General features: G+C 60.5%; 20 protein-coding genes. 16 read left to right on the forward strand and 4 right to left on the reverse strand.

Features of this window, described 5'->3' with window-relative positions; all coding sequences use genetic code 11:
- The 13 genes from waaC to D8U69_RS07525 all read left to right on the forward strand — a co-directional run bounded on the left by waaC (position 1) and on the right by D8U69_RS07525 (position 14,103).
- Positions 1-1,062, forward strand: a complete 1,062-nt coding sequence (gene waaC / locus D8U69_RS07465; RefSeq protein WP_056852323.1) for a lipopolysaccharide heptosyltransferase I — start codon at positions 1-3, stop codon at positions 1,060-1,062.
- Positions 1,062-2,186, forward strand: coding sequence for a glycosyltransferase family 4 protein (locus D8U69_RS07470; protein WP_056852324.1), 1,125 nt, complete (start codon positions 1,062-1,064; stop codon positions 2,184-2,186). The genes waaC and D8U69_RS07470 overlap by 1 nt, the downstream gene beginning before the upstream one ends.
- A complete protein-coding gene (gene rfaP / locus D8U69_RS07475) occupies positions 2,183-2,989 on the forward strand; it encodes a lipopolysaccharide core heptose(I) kinase RfaP (RefSeq protein WP_130903944.1) in 807 nt (268 codons plus the stop codon). Before D8U69_RS07470 ends, rfaP begins: the two co-directional genes overlap by 4 nt.
- Positions 2,989-3,723, forward strand: a complete 735-nt coding sequence (locus D8U69_RS07480) for a lipopolysaccharide kinase InaA family protein (RefSeq protein ID WP_056852326.1) — start codon at positions 2,989-2,991, stop codon at positions 3,721-3,723. The genes rfaP and D8U69_RS07480 overlap by 1 nt, the downstream gene beginning before the upstream one ends.
- The gene (locus tag D8U69_RS07485; protein WP_130903945.1) at positions 3,720-4,472 is read left to right on the forward strand and encodes a lipopolysaccharide kinase InaA family protein; all 753 of its coding nucleotides are present in this window, start codon (positions 3,720-3,722) and stop codon (positions 4,470-4,472) included. The genes D8U69_RS07480 and D8U69_RS07485 overlap by 4 nt, the downstream gene beginning before the upstream one ends.
- Positions 4,472-5,923, forward strand: a complete 1,452-nt coding sequence (locus D8U69_RS07490; protein ID WP_130907026.1) for a lipopolysaccharide kinase InaA family protein — start codon at positions 4,472-4,474, stop codon at positions 5,921-5,923. Before D8U69_RS07485 ends, D8U69_RS07490 begins: the two co-directional genes overlap by 1 nt.
- 167 nt (positions 5,924-6,090) lie before the next feature.
- The gene (locus D8U69_RS07495) at positions 6,091-6,426 is read left to right on the forward strand and encodes a YceK/YidQ family lipoprotein (RefSeq protein ID WP_056852546.1); all 336 of its coding nucleotides are present in this window, start codon (positions 6,091-6,093) and stop codon (positions 6,424-6,426) included.
- Between the two features lie 165 nt (positions 6,427-6,591).
- Positions 6,592-8,349 carry a carbamoyltransferase gene (locus D8U69_RS07500; RefSeq protein ID WP_130903947.1) on the forward strand — a complete coding sequence of 586 codons (1,758 nt, stop codon included), beginning with the start codon at positions 6,592-6,594 and terminating at the stop codon, positions 8,347-8,349.
- On the forward strand, positions 8,333-9,463 hold the full coding sequence (locus D8U69_RS07505; RefSeq protein WP_056852330.1) for a glycosyltransferase: 1,131 nt from the start codon (positions 8,333-8,335) through the stop codon (positions 9,461-9,463). Before D8U69_RS07500 ends, D8U69_RS07505 begins: the two co-directional genes overlap by 17 nt.
- A complete protein-coding gene (locus D8U69_RS07510; protein WP_130907027.1) occupies positions 9,463-10,359 on the forward strand; it encodes an antimicrobial resistance protein Mig-14 in 897 nt (298 codons plus the stop codon). Before D8U69_RS07505 ends, D8U69_RS07510 begins: the two co-directional genes overlap by 1 nt.
- 8 nt (positions 10,360-10,367) lie before the next feature.
- Positions 10,368-11,768 carry a PIG-L family deacetylase gene (locus D8U69_RS07515; RefSeq protein WP_130907028.1) on the forward strand — a complete coding sequence of 467 codons (1,401 nt, stop codon included), beginning with the start codon at positions 10,368-10,370 and terminating at the stop codon, positions 11,766-11,768.
- Between the two features lie 81 nt (positions 11,769-11,849).
- Entirely contained in the window at positions 11,850-12,806 is a 957-nt protein-coding gene (locus D8U69_RS07520) for a glycosyltransferase (RefSeq protein ID WP_056852332.1), read from the forward strand.
- Positions 12,807-13,008: 202 nt separating this feature from the next.
- A complete protein-coding gene (locus D8U69_RS07525) occupies positions 13,009-14,103 on the forward strand; it encodes a glycosyltransferase (protein WP_130907029.1) in 1,095 nt (364 codons plus the stop codon).
- Here the strand turns inward: D8U69_RS07525 and D8U69_RS07530 are convergent.
- Positions 14,098-14,703: a serine/threonine-protein kinase gene (locus D8U69_RS07530; protein ID WP_056852334.1), complete on the reverse strand. Its 606-nt coding sequence runs from the start codon at positions 14,701-14,703 to the stop codon at positions 14,098-14,100. The genes D8U69_RS07525 and D8U69_RS07530 overlap by 6 nt on opposite strands.
- A 108-nt stretch (positions 14,704-14,811) precedes the next feature.
- Between D8U69_RS07530 and D8U69_RS07535 the strand changes: the two genes are divergently transcribed.
- From D8U69_RS07535 to hldE, 3 genes are all read left to right on the forward strand, one after another.
- The gene (locus D8U69_RS07535; RefSeq protein WP_130907030.1) at positions 14,812-15,984 is read left to right on the forward strand and encodes an O-antigen ligase family protein; all 1,173 of its coding nucleotides are present in this window, start codon (positions 14,812-14,814) and stop codon (positions 15,982-15,984) included.
- A 15-nt stretch (positions 15,985-15,999) separates the two neighbouring features.
- The gene (gene msbA, locus D8U69_RS07540) at positions 16,000-17,805 is read left to right on the forward strand and encodes a lipid A export permease/ATP-binding protein MsbA (RefSeq protein ID WP_056852336.1); all 1,806 of its coding nucleotides are present in this window, start codon (positions 16,000-16,002) and stop codon (positions 17,803-17,805) included.
- A 189-nt stretch (positions 17,806-17,994) separates the two neighbouring features.
- Positions 17,995-19,419, forward strand: a complete 1,425-nt coding sequence (gene hldE, locus D8U69_RS07545) for a bifunctional D-glycero-beta-D-manno-heptose-7-phosphate kinase/D-glycero-beta-D-manno-heptose 1-phosphate adenylyltransferase HldE (RefSeq protein ID WP_046819873.1) — start codon at positions 17,995-17,997, stop codon at positions 19,417-19,419.
- A 161-nt stretch (positions 19,420-19,580) separates the two neighbouring features.
- Here the strand turns inward: hldE and D8U69_RS07550 are convergent, their stop codons facing one another.
- Genes D8U69_RS07550 through D8U69_RS07560 form a run of 3 tightly spaced genes read right to left on the reverse strand, consistent with a single transcriptional unit; the run spans position 19,581 to position 22,564 of the window.
- Positions 19,581-20,546 carry a hypothetical protein gene (locus D8U69_RS07550; protein WP_056852337.1) on the reverse strand — a complete coding sequence of 322 codons (966 nt, stop codon included), beginning with the start codon at positions 20,544-20,546 and terminating at the stop codon, positions 19,581-19,583.
- A gap of 33 nt (positions 20,547-20,579) precedes the next feature.
- Positions 20,580-21,392 (reverse strand): aldo/keto reductase, encoded by an 813-nt coding sequence (locus D8U69_RS07555; RefSeq protein ID WP_056852338.1) that lies wholly within the window; start codon positions 21,390-21,392, stop codon positions 20,580-20,582.
- Positions 21,389-22,564, reverse strand: coding sequence for an FAD-dependent oxidoreductase (locus D8U69_RS07560; RefSeq protein ID WP_130907031.1), 1,176 nt, complete (start codon positions 22,562-22,564; stop codon positions 21,389-21,391). Before D8U69_RS07560 ends, D8U69_RS07555 begins: the two co-directional genes overlap by 4 nt.
- Between the last annotated feature and the right edge of the window lie 56 nt (positions 22,565-22,620).

The following is a 22,620-nucleotide window of genomic DNA, read 5'->3' on the forward strand; positions in this document are numbered from 1 at the left end:
TTGCGGGTACTGCTGATCAAGACGTCATCGCTGGGCGACGTGATTCATGCGTTGCCAGCGCTGACCGATGCTGCGCGGGCGATCCCCGGCATCAAGTTCGACTGGGTGGTGGAAGAAGGCTTCGCCGAAATCCCCACCTGGCATCCGGCGGTGGGCAAGGTGATCCCGGTGGCAATCCGGCGCTGGCGCAAAAACCTCTGGCAAACCATCAAGAGCGGCGAGTGGAAGCGTTTCAAGCAAAGCCTGCGCGCCACGAAATACGATTTGGTCATTGATGCCCAGGGCTTGCTGAAGAGCGCCTGGCTGACTCGCTATGTCAAAGCCCCGGTGGCCGGCCTGGACAAGTCGTCGGCCCGCGAGCCGATGGCCGCGCGTTTCTATGATCGACGTCTGGCGGTTGCCCGTGGCCAGCACGCGGTGGAGCGAGTGCGTCAATTGTTCGCCATCGCCCTGGGCTACGACCTGCCCAAGGGCTTGGGCGACTATGGCCTGAGCGTCGAACGCCTGGTGGAATTGCCGCGCAAGAATCCCTACGTACTGTTCCTGCATGGCACGACCTGGGACACCAAGCACTGGCCTGAAGCCTATTGGCGCGAGCTGACCGAGCGTGTCGGTTATCTCGGTGTCGGGGTGAAACTGCCTTGGGGCAACGCGGTGGAGAAGGCGCGCGCCGAACGCATCGCTGCCGGTTTCAAGCACGCCGAAGTGCTGCCCAAGCTGAACCTGGCCGGCGTCGGCAAGGTGTTGGCCGGGGCTCAGGCGTGTGTGGCGGTCGACACCGGTCTTGGTCATTTGGCCGCTGCACTGGATGTGCCGACCCTGTCGCTCTTCGGTCCGACCAACCCGGGCCTGACCGGCGCCTACGGCAAATCGCAGATCCACCTGGCCAGCGATTTCCCCTGCGCTCCCTGCCTGCAAAAGAAATGCACCTATCAACCGACGGCCGAAGATGCCCGTCAGTTCGACCTTGAGCGCGAGTGGCCCTTGTGCTTCACGCGCCTGAATCCCGAGCGGGTCGCCAGCCGACTGAGCACGTTGCTACTGGCTGAGGAGCTGCGCTGATGCAATTGGCATTTGTCCTGTACAAGTACTTTCCCTTTGGTGGCTTGCAGCGCGATTTCATGCGCATCGCCCTGGAGTGTCAAAAACGCGGGCACCAGATTCGCGTCTACACGCTGATTTGGGAAGGCGACGTGCCGCCGGGTTTTGAAGTGCTGGTGGCGCCAGTCAAGGCATTCTTCAACCATCGTCGCAACGAAAAGCTCAGTGAATGGATGGAAGCGGACCTGGCCAAACGCCCGGTTGATCGTCTGATCGGCTTCAACAAGATGCCGGGGCTGGATGTGTATTACGCCGCTGACGGCTGCTTCGAAGACAAAGCGCAGAACCTGCGTAACTCGCTGTATCGTCGCTGGGGCCGCTATCGCCACTTCGCCGAATATGAGCGCGCGGTGTTTGCCAAAGACGCGAAGACTGAAGTGTTGATGATCTCCGAAGTCCAGCAGCCGCTGTTCATCAAGCATTACGACACGCCGCTGGAGCGTTTTCATCTGCTGCCGCCAGGCATTGCCCAGGATCGTCGCCGCCCAGCCGATGCCGACGAAATTCGCGCCGGCTTCCGGGCCGAATTCAACCTCAAGGACGATGAACTGTTGCTGGTGCAGATTGGCTCCGGGTTCAAGACCAAGGGGGTTGATCGCAGCCTCAAGGCGCTCGCGGCATTGCCCGCTGATCTGAAGAAACGCACCCGGCTGTTTGTAATCGGCCAGGACGACCCCAAATTGTTCCAGATGCAGAGTGCGACGTTGGGGCTGGGTGACAACGTGACGTTCCTCAAGGGCCGCAGCGATATTCCGCGTTTCCTGTTGGGGGCCGATCTGTTGATCCATCCGGCCTATAACGAAAACACCGGTACCGTGCTGCTTGAAGCGCTGGTGGCCGGGTTGCCTGTGCTGGTCAGTGCGGTGTGCGGTTACGCCCATTACATTGCCGAAGCCGATGCTGGCCTGGTGCTGGACGAACCCTTCGAGCAAGCACAGCTGACGCAATACCTGACCGGCATGCTCAACGACGCCCAAGCACGGGCGGCCTGGAGCCGCAACGGTTTGGCGTTTGCCGAGACGGCTGATCTCTACAGCATGCCGCAGCACGCGGCCGATGTGATTCTGGCGGAGCACGCTAAATGAAGTTGATGCTGGCTGAACCGTTCAAAAGCCTCTGGGCCGGACGCGATCCGTTCGCCGAAGTCGAGGGATTGCAGGGCGAGGTATACCGCGAGCTTGAAGCGCGCCGGACCCTGCGCACTGAAGTGAACGGCAACGGGTTTTTCGTAAAGATCCACCGCGGCATTGGCTGGGGCGAGATCTTCAAGAACCTGCTCACCGCCAAACTGCCGGTACTCGGTGCAGGCCAGGAGTGGAAGGCGATCCAGCGCTTGCAGGAAGTCGGCGTGCCGACCATGACCGCCGTCGCTTATGGTGAGAAAGGCAGCAATCCGGCCGACCAGCACTCGTTCATCGTCACTGAAGAGCTGGCGCCGACGGTCAGTCTCGAAGACTTCAGCCTCAACTGGATCAAGCAGCCGCCCGAGCCGAAACTCAAGCGCGCGCTGATCGCCGAAGTGGCACGCATGACCGGGATGATGCACCGCGCCGGGGTCAACCACCGCGACTGCTACATCTGCCACTTCCTGCTGCACACCGACAAGCCGGTGACGGCCGATGACTTCAAACTGTCGGTAATCGACCTGCACCGCGCCCAGACGCGTCCGAGGATCACTGCCCGCTGGCGCAACAAGGATCTGGCGGCGCTGTATTTTTCCGCTCTGGATATCGGCCTGACCCGTCGCGACAAGCTGCGGTTCCTCAAGGGTTATTTCCAGCAACCGCTGCGGCAGATTCTCAGCGAAGAAGCCGGGCTGCTCAGTTGGCTCGAGGGCAAGGCCAACAAACTCTACGACCGCAAACAGCGATACGGGGATGCGCTCTGATGGCGGGTTGGACACTGGAGCCTGAGTACAGCGATCTGGCAGAGGACTTCGGCAGCCTCGAAGCGGTGTTTGCGCTTCAAGGCGAGCGATTGACCCGTGATCCGCTGTCGGAAGTCATCCGCGTCCAGCGCAAGGGCGTCAACTATTACGTCAAACGCTACGTGGGCGCAGGCAAGGGGTTGCGCCGTTATCTGGGCAAGCCTCGGGTGAAAATGGAGTGGCAGAACCTCAAGCGCTTCGCCAAGTGGGGCATTCCCACCGCCGAGGTGGTGGCCTGGGGGCTGGAGCGTCGCGGCATGGCTTACGATCGCGGGGCGATGATCACCCGCGAACTGCCGCATACCGAAGACCTCTCGGCTCTGGCCGAACGGCACGACCCCAAGCTCGCGGACCGCGCGTGGGTCGATACCATCAGCCGCCAGCTGGCCAGCTACACCCGGACCATGCACGAGCATTGTTTTACCCACAACGATCTGAAATGGCGCAACCTGCTGGTCGACGATCAGCCCCAGCTGTTTCTCATTGACTGTCCCAATGGTGATTTCTGGAGCGGTTTCTGGCTCAAGTACCGCATCACCAAGGACCTGGCGTGCCTGGACAAGGTCGCCAAATATCAGCTGTCGGCCACTCAGCGTCTGCGCTTTTACCTGCAATACCGGCAACGGGAACGGCTCAATGCCGCCGATAAAAAACGCATCCGGCACGTGGTGAGATTTTTCGAGGGACGCGAATGACTGATTTTCTGGCCGCTGAAGACCGTGCGCTGCTCGAACGCCATGGCCTCGGCACGTTCGATGCGCTGTGGTCCCGGCAACTCGAGGCGGTGGACGAACCCAACACCCTTCGCGGTGGCTGGAGCAGCGTGTTTCGACTGGACCTGGAAGGTCATGGCTTCTATCTCAAGCGCCAGAGCAACTATCAGATGCGCACTTTGCACGCGCCGTTCGGTGAGCCGAGTTTTGCCCGTGAATTTCGCAACATCAGCCGTTATGAAAAACTCGGCATTCCGGCGCTGAAAGCGGCGTTTTTCGGCGAGCGCAAAGTTGATGGCGAAGTCCGCGCTGTGCTGCTGACCCGGGCACTGGACGGCTGGGATGATCTGGATTCGCTGCTGCGCCGCTGGTCAGAGCTCGGCGAGGCGCAACACGTGGCCATTCTGCAAGCCTGCGGCCGTCTGGCGCAGCGCCTGCATGGCAGGCGTCAGGTGCACGGCTGCTTCTATCCCAAGCACATTTTCCTGCGCGCCAACGGCGACGGCTATCAAGCGCAGTTGATTGACCTGGAAAAGACTCGGCCACTGCTGTTCGGCCAACGGGACCGGGTCAAGGATCTGGAGCCATTACTGCGTCGAGCACCCGAGTGGAGCGAAGCGCAGTTGCGGGTGCTTCTGGCCGCCTATCTGGATCAGGCTCAGGACAGTTCGCTGATCGACAGCTGGCTGACACGTCTGACTGCCCGGCGCAGCCATAAGGGGAAAGCTTGATGCGTTTGTCCGAACTGAAAAGCGCTGGCCGCAGTCCGACGCTGCCGTTGACTCTTTCCCTGGCCGACGCGGCCGGTCCGGCCGATTTGCAGCTACTGAGCCTGCTGCGAGTGTTGCCGGGGCAGCGTTACGTGGGCGCCGGTGTCTGGCGTGGCCGGCCGGTGCTGGCCAAATTGCTGGTCGGCAGCAAGGCTGCACGGCATTTTCAACGGGAACTGGACGGCGTGCGTATGCTCGCTGCCCAAGGCTTGACCACGCCGCTGCTGTTGGCCGACGGCCTTAAGGAAGGCGAGGGCGGCTGGCTGTTGTTCGAGTTTCTGGAAGGCGCTGAAAGCCTCGGCGATGCGTGGCAGCGAGTTGAAAGCTTGCCCGTGTTGGCCGACGAGCAATCAGCGGTTTTGGCCGAAGCCTTGGGTGCCATTGGCCAAATGCATCGCAAAGGCCTGTGGCAGGAAGATCTGCATCTGGACAATCTGCTGCGCCAGGGCCGTCGGCTCTATCTGATCGACGGCGCCGGAATCTGCAGCGAAACGCCTGGCCAGCCGTTGTCGCGGCAAAAGGTCCTGGAAAATCTCGGGGTGTTCTTTGCCCAGTTGCCACAATCGTTGCAGCCGTTCACCGAAGAGTTGCTGGTCTACTACCTGCTGAGCAATGGCGAACATGCCTTGCCCATGGAAGCGCTACAGAAGCAGATCGACAAAGTCCGCAACTGGCGCCTCAAGGATTTTCTGAACAAAGTCGGCCGTGAATGCACACTGTTCAGCGTGCAGCGCGGGGCGTTCGGCTTGCGGGCGATTCGCCGCGAGGAAGAAGCGGCCATGCTGCCGGTGCTGGAGCGGGCCGATGAGTTGCTTGACCAAGGGCATCTGTACAAGACCGGCGGCGCGGCGAGTGTCGGCAAAGTCCAGGTCAATGGTCGCACGCTGGTGATCAAGCGCTACAACATCAAGGGCTTTGCGCACTGGCTCAAGCGTTTCTGGCGCCCGAGCCGGGCGTGGCACTCCTGGCGCGAAGGCAATCGCCTGGCGTTCCTCGGCATCGCCACGCCCAAGCCGCTGGCGCTATTGGAAAAGCGCTTCCTCGGGTTGCGTGGTCGCGCCTACCTCATCACCGAGCATCTGTCGGGGCCGGACATCATCGAGCGCTTTGCGCCCTATGTGGAAAGTGGTGATGCGCCGGAGTCCGAGCTGGCAGCGCTGGATCACTTGTTCGCCGAGCTGATTCGCGAGCGCATCAGCCATGGTGACTTCAAGGGCCACAACCTGTTCTGGCAGCAGGATCGCTGGGCACTGATCGATCTCGACTCGATGTGCCAGCATGGCTCCCTCGCCAGTTTCGCACCGGCGTATGCACGGGATCGCGCGCGGTTCATGCGCAATTGGCCGGACAGTAGCGCGCTTTATCAAGTCATCGATCGGCGTCTGCCCAAAGACATCGCCAGCGTTTCCTGAATCGGGCCTTCGGTCCTGTCGCGGGCTTGCCCGCGATGGGATCGGACCAGCCAAATAAGATCAGGGACAAGTTCTTGTGAACCGTCCTACGCGATCTTCGGAAGCCATGAACTGTGGCCCGGATCGGCCCGATGCTAGTTTGCCCTGACATTTGCGGAGGGCGGACTTTGACAATAAGAATGGCAGCTGCTTCAGGCGCGATTTCGCTGGCATTGGCGGGATGCGGGACCGCTGCGACGGTGCTTCAGGACGATGCCGACGCCGCGCAAGGGTTGCGAAAGCAAAAAACCTATTGCCAGTCGATACCGCGGGTCTACAGCGGTCTCGCCCATGATTTCTGCGTATTGAATGCGCCACCCGATCCCACGGGCTTCCTCGTGCCATTCATTCTGCTGGACCTGACGTTGTCCGGCGCTCTGGACACCGTTGTCTTGCCCTACACGATTTACCGGCAAAGCGTGGACGGCAATATCCAGATCTATTGGCGACCCGTGCGCGGTTAAACAGCGGCAAGTCGACTTCCGAAAAGGCTTGCCGGTTGCCGCTAGAGGTTTGCCGCAGCTTTTACGCTATAATCCCGCCCTTTAGCTGTCTCTCGCCCCTTGCGAGGGCACATAAATTTTTGAGGCGCATTGCGCCTGCACGCAGACTAAAGAGGCTAGACCCCTGTGGCATTGACGATTCTTGGCCTGTCCGGCGCCCTTAGCCATGATCCTTCCGCAGCCCTGTACATCGACGGCAAGCTGGTCGCGGCGGCTGAAGAAGAGCGCTTCGTGCGCGATAAACATGCAAAGAACCGCATGCCTTATGAATCGGCGAAATTCTGCCTGGAACAGGCCGGTATCAAACCTTCCGACGTTGATGTGGTGGCCATTCCGTTCGCCCCGATCAGCCTGTTCGGCAAGGCTCGCTGGCACTACGCCAAGCGTTACTGGTACGCGCCGGACCGCGCCCTCGATGCAATCCTGATGGGCAACCGTCGCTACAAGCGCTATCGCAACAAGATCGTCTGGTGCCTCGAGCAACTGGGTTTCGATCCGAAAAAAATCAAGATCGAGCCGGTCGAACACCATCTGGCTCACGCCTCCAGTGCCTACCACTGCTCCGGTTTCAAAGAGAAAACCGCGATTCTCGGGATCGACGGCAAGGGTGAGTACGCCACGACGTTCTTCGGTTACGGCGAAAACGGCAAGATCCACAAGATCAAGGAATTCTTCGATCCTGACTCCCTCGGCGGCCTGTACGGCGCAATCACCGAGTTCCTCGGTTTCGAGATGCTCGACGGCGAGTTCAAGGTCATGGGCATGGCGCCGTATGGCGACGCCAGCAAGTACGACTTTTCGCGCCTGGCCTCTTTCGAAAACGGCGAGCTGGTGATCAACACCGATTACGCCAACGTCATCGGCCTGCGTCGCTATAAAGAGAAGGGCAAGGGTTTCTACTTCTCGCCGAAGCTGATCGAGTGGCTGGGTCCGAAGCGCGAAGGCGACATCGCCGACGAGCCATACATCCACTACGCCGCCAGCATGCAAGCGCTGTTCGAGAAGCTGGCGTTGCAGATGATCGATCACTACCTGGGCGACGTACTCAAGGAAACCGGCAAGCTGGCGTTCGCTGGCGGCTGTGCCTTGAACGTCAAGCTGAACCAGAAAATCATCGCCCGCGACGACATCAAAGAGCTGTTCGTCCAGCCTGCGTCCGGCGATGCCGGTACTGCCGTCGGCGCTGCGGCTTATGTGTCCCACGCCCGCGGCGTTCCGGTCGAGAAGATGGAACACGTCTACCTCGGCCCGTCTTACAGCAATGAAGATGTGATCGCCGCCTGCGCCCGCCATCAGAACAAACCTGCGTGGCGCAAGCTCGACAACATGCCGGAGCAGATCGCCAAAATCATGGTCGACGGCAACCCGGTGGCCTGGTTCCAGGGCCGCATGGAGTTTGGTCCGCGTGCACTGGGCGGTCGTTCGATCATTGGTTGCCCGAGCGTGCCGGGCGTGGCCGATCGCATCAACCACCAGATCAAGTTCCGCGAGCGCTGGAGGCCTTTCTGCCCGTCGATGCTCGACACCGTCGCGCCACAGATGATCAAGATCGATCACCCGGCGCCGTTCATGACCTTCACCTTCGAAGTGGCTGAAGAGTGGAAAACCCGCGTGCCGGAAGTGGTCCACGAAGACGGCACTTCCCGTGCCCAAGTGCTCAAGCGCGAATACAACCCGCGCTACTACGACATGATGAAAGCGCTGGAAGTACTCACCGGCAACGGCGTGTCGCTCAACACCTCGCTCAACCGTCGCGGTGAGCCGATGATCTGCTCGCCGACGGACGCCTTGAACATGTTCTTCGGTTCCGATCTACAGTATCTGATCATGGAAGACATCCTGGTGGTCAAAGAGGGCGCGAACGCATATGACACGCTCGGCTGAACGCCATGTGTTGCAGTTCTGCCACGGCTATGACGGGCCGTTTCTGGACTGCGCCCGGCAGTACGCCAGCCTGTTCGCGGGGACCGGTTATCGCGTGACCACGGTGTTTCTCACCGGGGTCGCCGACGCCGAAGTCGCCGCGGGATGCGCCTCTGATGAAGTGTTGTTCATGGAATACAGCTCCAGAGCCATTCGTGGCCTGAAGCTGGGCGCCATTGGCGATCTGCGCAAGATCGCCGCATCGCGCAATTTCAGTTTCTGCATCGCCCACCGCTTCAAACCCATCTACATCGCCTTGCTGGGCACTTCGTTGCCGGTGATCGGCGTGCACCACGCGTTTGATGATTACAAGCGCGGCACGCGCAAGCTGTTCGCTCATGTTTTCCGCAAGCGCCTGAGCCTGCTCGGGGTTTCCGATGCCGTGCGCGATGACATGCGCCGCTGCCTGCCGAAGTGGCCGGCGACGCGCATCCAGACACTTTATAACCGCATCGATGTGCCGGCGTTGCAGGCCAGCCAGGTTTGCGCGCGTGAGGCACGGGAGATCCTGGGGTTGTCGGCGGATGCCTGGATCGTCGGCAACGTCGGTCGATTGCACCCGGATAAAGATCAGGCCACGTTGCTTGAGGGCTTTGCCGCAGCGCTGCCAGGGCTACCCGCCAACAGTCAGCTGGTGATTCTCGGCAGCGGGCGTCTGGAGCAGGATCTCAAGGCGCAGGCTCGTGAACTGGGGATTGGCGACCGCGTGTTGTTCCTCGGCCAGGTGCCTGAAGCCCGACGTTATTTTCGTGCCTTCGATGTTTTTGCCTTGAGTTCCGATCACGAACCTTTCGGCATGGTGCTGCTTGAGGCCATGGCCGCTGGTGTACCGTTGCTCGCCACCGCTTGTGGCGGGGCGAAGGAGGTGGTCGAAGGTGTCGGCATTCTGTTCCCGCTGGGCGATGCCGAACATCTGGCGCAAGGGTTGAAACACCTTGCCGCGATGGACGATCAACAACGTCTTCAGTGTGCCGAGCTGATGCTGGACCGCTTGCGCGAGCGCTTTTCCGACCGCGCGGTGCAGGATGCTTTCTGGCATTTGCCACACGTTATCGAACTGGCACCGAGGGGCTGATGCTCAACAGATTTCAAGGCTGGCGCGAACGTGGCTGGTCGGTAGCCGATGCCTCGATCTATGCCGAGGTCTGGCAACGTTATGGCGGCAGCGTCGCGACTCACCCTATGGTGGTTGAACGGTTGGCGCAGTTGGCTGGTATTCCGGTGCGTTATCTGGCCTGGGAGCATGAGGGCGAGGTGAAAGCGGCGATCCCGACCTGGGGGCGCGATCTTGCCTTGTCCAAGGATGTGCTCAAGCGCAGCGGTAAAAAAGGCCTGTTCGACCTTGGCAACGCCGAGATCATCCTGCCGGCTGCGGCCGATGCCCAAGCGCCTCTGCGCCATCGCGGGCGTTACCTTTCGGCACTGAACGAAAGCCGTTTCACCGGCATCAAGTTGCAGGCCGAACAATTGGCCATGGCCCGCGCTCCCGAAGAACTGTCGAAGAAATTTCGCTACAACCAGCGCCGGGAACTCCGGTTACTGGAAGAGGCGGGCGGTGTGGTACGCCCGGTTTCGGATTTTTCCAGTAGCGAGCTGGCGGCCATTTATTGCGACCTGTTCCAGCGCCGCTGGGGTTTTCCGGCGACCGGCGCCGAGCGCATGGCTGAAGTCATCGAGTTGTTGCGCGCGTTGCTGATCGGCTCGGTGATCTTCCTCAACGATGCACCGATTGCCATTCAGCTGGTGTACCGCGTCGAGACGCCGCAGTGGATCAGCGTCGAGTACATCAATGGTGGCGTCGACCCTGAAACCCGCGAGTTCAGCCCTGGCAGCGTGTTGAGCTTCCTCAATACCCAAAGCGCCTGGGAGCATGCACGGGCACTGGACAAGCCCTTGCGCTTTTCCTTCGGTCGCGCCGACCGGGAATACAAGGATCGCTGGTGCAACCCTGTTCCGGTCTTCACCGTATGAGCCAAGCCATGAGCCGCAAACAACAACTGCTCAAGCGCCATCGGCGCAACAAACGCATCGGCTTGTTGATCGCGCTGGGAATGTTGATTGTCATGGGCCTGCTGGTGGCCTGGTGGCTGCCGCTGGTGCTCGCAGTCCTGGGCTGGATTGCCCATGAAGCGTGGTTCGCCGACCACCTGTTCTATTCGCCCAACGACGATTACCAGTACAGCTTCCCGCCCTACACGCCGCAACCGAAAGTCCACCTCAATGGCGATCGCCTGCGGTTGGACGATGGCGTCATGTTGGTCGAAGACGCGACGCTGGTGCTGGCGTTGCGGGTCAAAAGCACCTGGCTGGGGCGTTTCCTTGATCCTGTGGTCGAACTGGCTGGTGGTGACAATCCGGATCGGCTGACCTTCGAGCGCGGTGTAAACGGCCTGCGTTATCTCAACCTCAGTGGCCAGGCACAGGTCCTGTCCCAAGGCGAGCTCCGCCTGCGCGGCCGTTTTTGCCGCCTGCTCGGCGAGCCGGTGCTGTGGGCGATCGAACATCCGGATTACCGTCGCCAACGGGTGATGGTCATTGCGCCTCATGCCGATGACGCGGAACTGGCAGCCTATGGCTTGTACAGCCAGGCGGATGAAGCCTGGATCGTCACGCTCACCGCCGGTGAAATCGAAGCCGAACACTACCAGCAGATGGGATTGGACAAAGTCCAGGCCTCGCGGCTCAAAGGCCGTTTGCGAACCTGGGACAGCATTGCAGTGCCGCGTTGGGCTGGCGTGGCCGAAAGCCGGTGCGTGCAATTGGGTTATTTCTGCCTGCAACTGGCGACCATGCAGGCTTCGCCTGCTCAGCCGGCGGGCTCGCGCGAAGCGGATTTGAGTGATACCCGGGTGTTTCGCCAGTTGAACCCGTTCGCCTTGCCGGGCGATGTCGATGGCGCGCCGACCTGGAACAACCTGCTGGCCGACTTGCGAGAGTTGCTGCTGCGCGCGCAACCGCAAGTCATCGTGCTGCCGCATCCGACACTTGATCCGCATCCGGATCATATTTGCGCTCATACCGCGGTTCTTGAAGCCTTGCAAGGGCTCGACTGGCAGCCGACATTGCTGGGTTACGCCAATCACTTGCATGACAACGATCGCTGGCCTATGGGCAATAGCGGTACCGGCGTGGCGCTGCCACCGGTGTTTGATGCTGCTTCGCTGCTGCATCCCTATTGTCTTTTACTCACGCCGGCGCAGCAGCGCGACAAGGCCATGGCGCTGGCAATGATGCATGACTTGCAGCCGCCAGCCCCGTTCAAGCGCCGGGTGCGCCGGGTATTGCAGCGGTTGCTGGCCGGGCGCCGCGGTTCGCCCTACGGTGAGAACGAATTTTTTCGCAAGGCTGTACGTCGCCATGAGCTGTTCTGGCATTTGTAGGATTGCGTGCGAGAAGCGCCCCAGCTGCGAGCAGGGGTATGTCAGAGGTTGCTCGGTTTGCCTGTTGCGGCAAGGAAGACGATGAAAGTTTTGTTTCTGGTGCAGAAAGATCAGCGGGCTATCCTGGACCGTCTGTACGAGGGCGTGGCCGCCCATTGCGAGTGCGACCTGCGGTGGCTGAGCAGCGATGAGCAGCGCAACCTGCGCCGCTATTTTCGACGCGAAGTCGATGTGGCGCAGTATGACCGGATCGTGTTTTTCCTGCGCTTCAAGCAGGAGATCCGCCAGGTCGGATTTATCCGCACGATCCCCAATCTGGTGATCCTCGAACACGACGCCTATCAGAACTACATTCCTTGCAAGTACACGGGAAAGTTCAGCGCACATTACCGCAAGCTGCCCTGGGCGCGAGTCATCAGCTCAGGTTTCGTCGTCACCGAAAGGTTGCGCAGCGAAGGGTTCGATGCGGTATTCGTGCCCAAAGGCTACGACCAGACCCAGCTTGAAGATCAAGGGCGTGAGCGCGATATCGAACTGGCCTTCGTCGGCAGCACCAACAGTGTCGCCTACAGCGGGCGCAAAGCCTTGCTCGATGAGTTGGCGGGCGTCGAACCCTTGGTGGTCACCCGCACGAAATCCGGCGAGGAATACCGCGACACCCTCAACCGCATCCGCTACTTCGTCAGTGCCGATGTCGGCATGGGCGAATTCATGATCAAGAACTTCGAGGCCATGGCTTGCGGTTGTGTATTGCTGGCGTATGACCAGGGCGAGGCGGAAAGCCAGGCACTGGGTCTGCTGGACATGCAAAACGTGGTGTTCTACCAGAACATCGCACAACTTCAGCAAAAGCTCGCGCTATTGCGCAGCGACCCGGAACTGGCTCAGCGCATTGCCCGTAACGGTCGCGAACTGGCGGTCAGCCAGTTCAGTTTTGCACGCATCGGTCAGCGAATCGTCGAGGAGCTCGAGCCGGCATTGCGTGTTCGCGCGCCCTTGAGCCTGCTGGAAAAAGTCCGTCTGAAGTTAGGCATTTGACGATGTGTTACCCGGCCATTGGCATTGCTGGCGACCTCCATTTCTTTAGGGATCAGGTGCAGTTATCCATGGAAAACGACATCGCATCGGTACACCGAGCGTGCGTTCCTGTTGGCGGTTGCTATGGTGAAGTTGTGGTCGGTTCATCCCCTGAGCGCCGTACGGCTTCTCTAAAGAACTCCCTGTCCCGGCTTTTCACCCTATGAGCATTGTTAACGTCATGTGGGCCAGCGGCGCTCCGTTTGCCTCGACTCACAAGGTGCACCAACAGATATTGTCCCAGGTCCCGGCCTCTGTACCGATCGAAACCTGGCTGCTTCAGGGGCATGCCTCGGAGTGTGGAGTGGCGGTCGGCAAGGTGCGGGAGTGGGGGCTGACCTCTGCGCGACTGAAAGGGCGACACATCTGGCGACTGGCCCGGCCCTGGATGCACTACAAATTGCAGAGTGCGCTCAAATCCAGCGATGCGCGCGTACTGTTGCTTGATGGCCTGGGCGTGGCCCGGGCACTGTTGCCCTGCATCGAGACCATGCCGCACTTGCGTGCGGTAGTGGTTTTCCATGGTTCGACGCGGCTTCACGCAGCGGATCGAACGCTCTTCCAGCGGTTCCCGGCGTCCCGGCTATCGGTGGTTGCTGTGTCGCAAACCCTCGCGACGTCATTGAGCCAGGACCTGCAACGGCCAGTCACGACACTGCGCAGCGCTTTTGATCCCACGGCCTGGCGTTCTGCCCTGCTCACCCGGGAACAGGCGCGTTCCCGGTTGGGCTTGCCTGTGGATAACACCTCGGTGCTGGGTGCCGTGGGACGGCTGGTTGGGGGAAAAGGTTTTGCCTGTCTGATCGATGCTTTCGCGGCAGCATTGCTTGAACGACCGGATCTGCGCTTGGTGATTGTGGGCGAAGGTGTTGCCCGTGCCGAACTGGAAGCGAAAATCCACGCGGCAGGGTTGCGCGGCAAAGTCTTTTTGCCGGGTCATGTGAGTGACGTGGGGCAGCTCTATCGAGCATTCGACTGGGTGGCGATGCCGTCGCTGAGCGAAGGCCTGGGGCTGATCCTGCAGGAGGCGGTCATGGCCGGGGTACCGGTAATCGCCAGTGAACTGGATGTGTTCCGTGAACAATTGGGCGATGCCGGCTGGTATGCCCCCGTCGAGGATGTGGCTGCCTGGCGCGACACGATTGCCCGGGCGTTCAGTGCCAACGCTCAAGCGATCGCCGCAGAGCAATATCGTGCACTTGCCCCGGACCAGGCCTGGCGGGATTTCAGCCAGGCTTCCCGGGCATTGCTCTCATGAAGCGAGCAGTGCCTGTTCGAGGGCTTTCATCGGAAAGCTGTCGTTCAGGTTTTCCCGTGCAATATAGCGAGCGAAGTGCTGCAGGTTGCGCTTGACTAGATGACGGGACAGCGGTGCGCGCAGAAAGCGCATGTCCGCCACATCAATCAGGCCCATGCGGTTATCGGGGGTGACCACGATATTGCCCAGGTGCAGTGAGCGGAAATAAATTCCCGATTCATGGAGACTTCTTATCAGGCCCACCAGGTCCGGCAAGGCCTGCGGCCAGGTGAATCCTTCCTTGTTGGCGATCTGGCGCAGGGTCTCGCCTGGCAATGGCTGGTAAAGCACCGCCGTCATGCCTGGCGCTTGCAGTCGGTAGTACTGCAGGACCTGCAAAGTCGGCACACCGAGTTTTTGCAGTTCTACGGCGTTGTCGATGAATCGCTTGGAATAGGGACGAAACAGCGCAGAAGAAAAAATACGCTTGCGGCGGAACAGTTTCAGAATATTCCCATTCTGCAACAGGTAGACTTTCGGCCCAAAGCTGTCGGCTTCCAGTACTCTGGCGCCTTCAATCATTTGATTTAGAGCAGCTTGTGAAAGCCGAGAACATTGCATCGTAGAAAGCCTTGTTGGAAGACGGGCGTTGTGACGGGCAATGATGCCGAAAAGTTTCAGCTTTAACCATGCCGGGCGGGGTGGGTGACGTTTCTCAGGGGTAATTTGATGCAAGAAAAACGCTGGGCGCAAGTATGGATGACGATAGGTCTGCTTTGGTTCCTGTTGGCCATCGCCGTCGCGCCTACCAACAAGATCTATCAACAAGGTTTGGTCGCATCGGTCTGGCTGCCGGCACTGTTTTTTTCATGGTTCGCGCGAGCCCGGCTCCGGGAGTTATTCCATCAGCAACGCTGGGTCTATCTGCCGATGCTCGGGCTTCTGGTGTGGTCTCTGATCAGTCTTGCCTGGACGAACGCTCCGGACCTCGCTCGCGAGGCCAAGCGTTTGCTCTACATCGTGGTGTTCCTGATGTTCTTCCCGATATTTGCCAATGGCCAGCCTGATCGCGTGATCCGCATCATGCAGTGGGGTGGGCTCGGGTTGGCGCTGACGGCGCTCATCGCCATCATCAAGTTCTATGGAGTGGATGGAAACAATTGGAGCGCACGCCTGGAGGGGTTGGGTGAATTGGCTCATCCGATCCTGGGCGGGTATGTCATTGGGCTGGCTGCGGTCTGGCTGGCTTTCTGGCCTCCGGCCAGCGGCAAGTTGCAGGTGCTCTGGGTGATTGCTCTGGCCCTGCTTTGTGCATTCGTGATGCTTAGCCAGAGCCGTGGCGCCGGGCTGGCGTTGTTTTTCACGATACTTGCCATGCCGGTTTGGAGCAGTGACCGACGTAGCCGCATCATCGCAGCGGCAGCATTGATCGTGGCGGTCATGGCGATCTGGTTTTTCGAATCGTTCGTCGTGGCGCGCGGAGTGTCTTATCGTCCGCAAATCCTGATAGCCAGTCTGCAGATGATCAGTGAGCACCCATGGCTTGGCCTCGGCCTTGGCGGTGACTACCGAGTGTTTGCTTCAGGTGAGTACTTCAATCATACGCATAACCTGTTTACCCACGTGGCTCTCGAATTGGGGCTGCCAGGGTTGCTGTTGTGGTGTTCGATCTGGCTTGCGGTGCTGTACGAGGCCTGGAAAGCCCGGGAGACGCTTTATGCCAAGGGAATCATTGGCATCTGGGTGTTCTCGACGCTGGCCATGCAATTTGACGCCGCCAGCCTGTCCGGGACCCCGAGGCCCGAATGGTTTATAAGCTGGTTGCCCGTGGGGCTGGCCAGTGTTCTGGTATGGGCACGGGCCAACTCCGGCGCCTGTGATAAAATTTCACGTTCCATTTAACCAGTGAGCCCTACGATGAGTGATGCACCGCCTGAAGCGGGACAGGATTCCAGCCTGAAAATCTACCTTCGGCTGTTGGGGTACGTGAAACCCTATATCGGTCTCTTCCTGCTGAGTATCGTAGGCTTCGTGATCTTTGCCTCCACGCAGCCGATGCTGGCCGGGATTCTCAAATATTTCGTCGATGGCCTGAGCAACCCTGAAGCGGTGCTGTTCCCTACAGTCCCTTACCTGAAGGATTTGCAGCTGCTGATGGCCGTGCCGTTGTTGATCATCCTGATCGCGGCGTGGCAAGGCCTCGGTTCGTTTCTCGGTAACTTCTACCTGGCGAGGGTATCGCTAGGGCTGGTGCATGACCTGCGCGTCGAGCTGTTCAACAAGCTGCTGGTGCTGCCCAACCGCTATTTCGACACCCACAACTCCGGGCATCTGATCTCGCGCATCACGTTCAACGTGACCATGGTGACCGGTGCCGCCACCGATGCGATCAAGGTCGTGATCCGTGAAGGCCTGACCGTGGTTTTCCTGTTTGCCTATTTGCTGTGGATGAACTGGAAGCTGACCCTGGTGATGCTGGCGATCCTGCCGTTGATTGCTTTGATGGTGGGTAGCGCCAGCAAAAAATTCCGCAAGCAGAGCAAGAAGATCCAGGTGGCCATGGGTGATGTGACCCACGTGGCTTCCGAAACCATTCAGGGTTATCGCGTGGTGCGCAGCTTCGGCGGCGAGACTTATGAAGAGCGTCGCTTCGCTGCCGCAAGCCAGGGCAACACCGAGAAGCAGTTGCGCATGACCAAGACCGGCGCGGTCTACACGCCGATGTTGCAACTGGTGATCTACACCGCCATGGCTGTGTTGATGTTCCTGGTGCTGTTCCTGCGCGGTGATGCCACCGCCGGTGATCTGGTGGCCTACATTACCGCCGCTGGCCTGCTGCCCAAGCCGATCCGCCAGTTGTCGGAGGTCAGTTCGACCATCCAGAAAGGCGTCGCCGGTGCCGAAAGCATTTTCGAGCAACTGGACGTCGAGCCCGAGGTCGACAGCGGCACGGTCGAGCGAGACCGCGTCAGCGGGCATCTGGAGGTGCGCAACCTCAGCTTCACCTACCCTGGAACCGACCGTGAAGTGCTGAAAAACATCAACTTCACGGCGGCGCCGGGGCAGATGATTGCACTGGTCGGCCGTTCAGGGAGCGGCAAGTCGACCCTGGCCAGCCTGATTCCGCGTTTCTATCATCACGACATTGGCGAAATCCTGCTCGATGACGTTGAGATCGAAGACTATCGCCTGCGCAACCTGCGCCGGCACGTGGCGCAGGTTACCCAACACGTGACGCTGTTCAACGACACCATTGCCAACAACATCGCTTATGGCGACCTGGCTGGCGCGCCGCGCGAAGACATTGAAAAGGCTGCCACGGATGCCTATGCGATGGACTTCATCTCGCAGATGCCTGAAGGCCTCGATACTCAGGTCGGAGAAAACGGCGTGCTGCTGTCCGGCGGGCAGCGTCAGCGTCTGGCGATTGCGCGGGCACTGTTGAAAAACGCGCCATTGCTGATCCTCGACGAGGCCACTTCGGCCCTCGACACCGAGTCCGAGCGCCACATTCAGGCGGCACTGGACCAGGTCATGAAAGGGCGCACCACGCTGGTCATCGCTCACCGTCTGTCGACCATCGAAAAAGCCGATTTGATTCTGGTGATGGAGCAGGGCCAGATCGTCGAACGCGGCACCCACGCTCAACTGCTGGCGCAAAACGGCTACTACTCGCGTTTGCATGCGATGGGGCTGGACGCGCCGGCTGAAGACATCGCCTGAAATAGTCTTTTGCAGGGCGTTGCCCTGGCTGCGATCTTTTGACTTTGTTTTTAAAGATCAAGAGGTCGCAGCCTCGTTGCTCTCTACAGTCCTGCCCTCGCGAATTTATCCCGATGCAGCCGTCGCACAAGCCTGCGGCAACCCTGTGTTAATATCGCGCCCCTGTTCATTTTGTATGTGGGTTGCTCCATGAAGTTGTCCATGCCGCGATTCGATCAAGCCCCTGTCTTGGTGGTCGGCGATGTCATGCTCGACCGTTACTGGCATGGTGGTACCTCACGGATTTCCCCTGAGGCGCCAGTACCTGTAGTCAAGGTCGAGCACATCGAGGACCGCCCCGGCGGTGCCGCCAACGTTGCGTTGAACATTGCCGCCCTTGGCGCGCCAGCCTCGCTGGTTGGCGTGACCGGCGACGATGAAGCCGCCGACAGTCTGGTCAATAGCCTCAAGGGTGCAGGTGTGCGGGCGTTGTTCCAGCGCATCGCGCATCAACCGACCATCGTCAAGTTGCGGGTCATGAGTCGGCACCAGCAATTGCTGCGTATCGACTTCGAAGAACCGTTCGCCACCGACTCGCTGGCGTTGTCGGTGCAAGTCGACGAATTGCTCGAAGGCATCAAGGTGCTGGTGCTCTCCGACTACGGCAAGGGTGCGTTGAAAAACCATCAAGTCTTGATTCAGGCAGCTCGTGCTCGTGGCATTCCGGTGCTGGCCGACCCCAAGGGCAAGGATTTTTCGATCTATCGCGGTGCGAGTCTGATCACACCGAACCTCAGCGAGTTCGAAACCATCGTTGGCGGTTGCGCCGATGAGCACGAGCTGGTGAGCAAGGGCGCGCAGTTGATGCACGACCTGGACCTTGGCGCCTTGCTGGTGACCCGTGGCGAACACGGCATGACCCTGTTGCGCCCGGATCATCCGGCCCTGCACCTGCCGGCTCGCGCCCGTGAAGTGTTCGACGTGACCGGCGCCGGCGACACGGTGATTTCCACCCTGGCGGCGGCGATTGCTGCCGGCGAGGAACTGCCGCATGCGGTGGGCCTGGCCAACCTGGCCGCGGGCATCGTGGTCGGCAAGCTCGGTACGGCGGCGATCAGTGCGCCGGAACTGCGTCGCGCCATCCAGCGTGAAGAAGGTTCGGAGCGCGGTGTGCTGGGGCTCGAGCAATTACTGCTGGCCGTCGACGACGCCCGTGCGCACAACGAGAAGATCGTGTTCACCAACGGTTGCTTCGACATTCTGCATGCCGGCCACGTGACTTACCTCGAACAGGCGCGCGCCCAAGGCGATCGCCTGATCGTAGCGGTCAACGACGATGCGTCGGTCAGTCGCTTGAAAGGGCCGGGTCGTCCGATCAACAGTGTCGACCGACGCATGGCCGTGCTGGCCGGGTTGGGTGCGGTGGACTGGGTGATCAGCTTCGCCGAAGGCACCCCGGAAAACCTCCTGCGCGAGGTCAAGCCGGACGTGTTGGTCAAGGGTGGGGATTACGGGATTGACCAGGTGGTGGGCGCGGACATCGTGACTGCCTACGGCGGCACCGTGAAAGTGCTGGGGCTGGTGGAAAACAGCTCCACTACCGCCATTGTCGAGAAAATCCGCAAGTCCGAATAACGCGTGATCACTGTGGCGAGGGAGCTTGCTCCCGTTCGACTGCGAAGCGGTCGTAAAACCATTGAATGCGATTTGCCTGGTGCAACTCGATTGCAGGTTTTAGGGTCGCTCCGCGACCCAACGGGAGCAAGCTCCCTCGCCACGGCAGCGTCCTGATCAGCCTATCGTGCAGCCTTGCGCGGTACGATCTTCTTCAGCAGTTGCTTGGCCTTCCCGCGCAGTCGCGCCAGGCCTGAATCCTTCGCCGGTGGCGTCAAGCCTTGCTGGCGGACCCAGTCCTTCCAGCGAATGCGCTCATCCCTCACCAACCAGCCTTCCTGCCGGGCAAAGCTCTCGGCCAGAAACAACCCGCGCGTGCTCGCCGGGTACAGTTGATCCTTCTTCAAGGTATAGAGCTCGGCCAACGGGTGGCCGTCCTGCAAAGGCATCAAGTACAGATCGGGCCGCTTGCGATCCAGTCGGGCCACCAGTTGATCGCCTTCCAGCCGTTCGTCGACGTGGAACAGACTCAGGGATTTGGCTTCCTTGGGCACGTCCAGGCGCAAATCATAGATCAACTGCAACGATGCCGTCGGCAGGTGCACATAGGCCCGGGGCCGCTCAATCAGCTGCAGGTTGGCGCAACGCACCGGCCGCGCCGAGCCGGACAGTGGCGACAGGCGAAACGGCAGGGCTTCGCGGTAATGCAGAGCAGACGAGTAGGGCGCGGGCAACCATGTGTCGTTGAAGCGCCCACCGAGCCAGCCTTCCGGGGTTTCCAGCAGGCATTCTTCGGCAATCTCCTGGATCGCCGTGTGCAGCGGCAGGTTCAGCTCGTGGGCCGGCACGTAGCCGGAAATCAGCTTGAGCACGACGTCCCCGCGATCCTGGCGACGCTGACGCACCAGTACCCAGTAATCGCGATTCTGCCAATGCAGCGTCAGGCGCACCGAAACGCCGAGGTTGGCCAGTTCCAGGGCAAAGCGCTCGCTGTCGGCGACGGTGACCGGGCGGCGACGTTGCAGGGTCTGGGAGAAGTTCAGCGGCCTGCCGACGCTCTGGTAACTCAGGCCTTCGGGAGTCGCTTCGACGAATAACGGCAGGGTCTTGAAGTTGCTCGGATTCTTTCTAATGAGCGTACGCGGCATGTCGGCTCCTGCTTTAGGCCGCGTGGGGCGGCATCAGTGGCTACGTAGGACCTGGGCAACGGTCGCGACGTTGTGGGCGAGGTGCAGCGGGTTGATCGTTCCGACAATAGCACTGGCCACCCCCGGATGTTCAAACAGCAACTCGAAACTGGCGCGCACCGGGTCCACCCCGGGACTCAGGCAAACGTGACCACTGGCGAGGGCTTTTTTGACCAGAATGGCTTTGCCGTGAGCAGCAGCATAGTCAATCACGGCTTTCTCGTTTTGCTCGTTCAGATTGTAGGTGACCATTGCGCAATCGCCTTGCTCCAGCGCCTTCAAGCCACCCTCGACGGTTTTGCCGGAAAAACCGAAGCCGCGAATCTTGCCCTCGGCCTTGAGCGCGGCGAGGGTTGCATAGACTTCGCAATCGTTGAGGATCGCCAGGTCGTTGCCATCGGAGTGCACCAGCACCAGGTCAATGAAATCTGTTTCCAGGCGTTGCAGGCTGCGTTCAACCGAGAGCCGGGTATGTGCAGCGCTGAAATCGTGGCGCGATTGGCCGTCGGCAAACTCTTCGCCAACCTTGCTGACGATCACCCAGTCCTGACGCTGGCCGCGCAAGAGCGGGCCGAGGCGTTCTTCACTGCGGCCATAGGCCGGGGCGGTGTCGATCAGGTTGATGCCCAGGTCCCGGGTCAACTTGAGCAGCATGCGCGCTTCGTCATCGTCCGGAATCTGGAAGCCGTTGGGGTACTTCACCCCTTGGTCCCGGCCGAGTTTCACGGTGCCCAGGCCCAGCGGAGAAACCATCAGGCCGGTGCTGCCCAGGGGGCGATGCAGGTCGTGCAGGGTAGGTTGGCTCATGGCAGTAGTTGCTCCCAGACCGGAATGCCCATCGGTGGCCTTGGCAGCGGCGGCAGCGTCGCTACCGGACCCGGTTGAATGCCGTCGCGTGCAAGGCTGGCGATCACCCGGTCGGCAAAGTCCGGCGCCAATGCCAGCTTGGTAGGCCAACCGACCAACAATCGACCTTCCTCGGCGAGGAAGGCGTTGTCGGGGCGGGTCAGGCCCGATTGCAACGGCTCGGCACGATCCACGCGCAAGGTTGCCCACTGCACCGTGCTCAGATCAATCCAGGGCAACAACTGGCCGAGTTCTTTCTGTGCGGTGGCGATCTGTTCGGCGGGCTCGCGAGCCACACCTTCGCTTTCGGCGATGTCTCCGCCCATGTACCAGACCCACTGACCATCGGCTGCCGGATGGGTGGTTATGGTAAGGCGCGGTTTGGTGCCACCACCCAGGCAGTGGGCATACAGCGGCTTGAGGCTCGGGCCTTTGGCGATGATCATGTGCAGCGGGCGACGTTGCATGGCGGGTTGGCTCAACCCCAAAGCTTCGAGTAGCGCTGCAGTCCCGCCACCGGCGCTCAAGACGATGCGTTGCGCACGAATTTCACGCTCATCGACTTTCAGGCCGACCAGAACACCAGCCTCCAGCAGCGGTTCGATCTTCTGACCGGCGAGCAGGCCATCACCCGCCAGATCGGCCAGGCGCTGGATCAGGCTCGGCACGTCGATCACCAATTCGGCCAGTCGATAGACCTTGCCCTTGAAACGCTTGTCTTGCAGGGCGGGCGGCAATTGCTCGCCCTTGACCTGATCGACACGGCCGCGCACGGCTTTGCTGGCGAAGAAACTGGTGAGGTTGCCGGCGATCGTGCCGGGGGACCACAGATAATGGGCTTGCGATAACAGGCGCACGCCGGACAGATCCAGCTCGCCGTCACCGGCCAGCGCTTCCCGCCAGCGACGGGGCATGTCGGCAATGGCCTCAGAGGCACCGGTGATTGCGCCATGCAATGCGTACTTGGCGCCGCCGTGAATGATGCCTTGGGATTTCATGCTTTGCCCGCCGCCGAGGCTGGCGCTTTCCACCAGCACGGTCGAAAAACCCTGGCGGCGCAGGCGCGCATTCAGCCAGAGGCCGGCGACACCAGCGCCGACAATCAGAACGTCGGTGGAAATAACGGATGGCATGCGACGACCTCAGTGTTCAAGACGAGGGCGCAGTATACAGACTCGAAGATTGGAGG

Source organism: Pseudomonas sp. Sample_16 (assembly GCF_004307665.1).
Lineage (GTDB): Bacteria > Pseudomonadota > Gammaproteobacteria > Pseudomonadales > Pseudomonadaceae > Aquipseudomonas.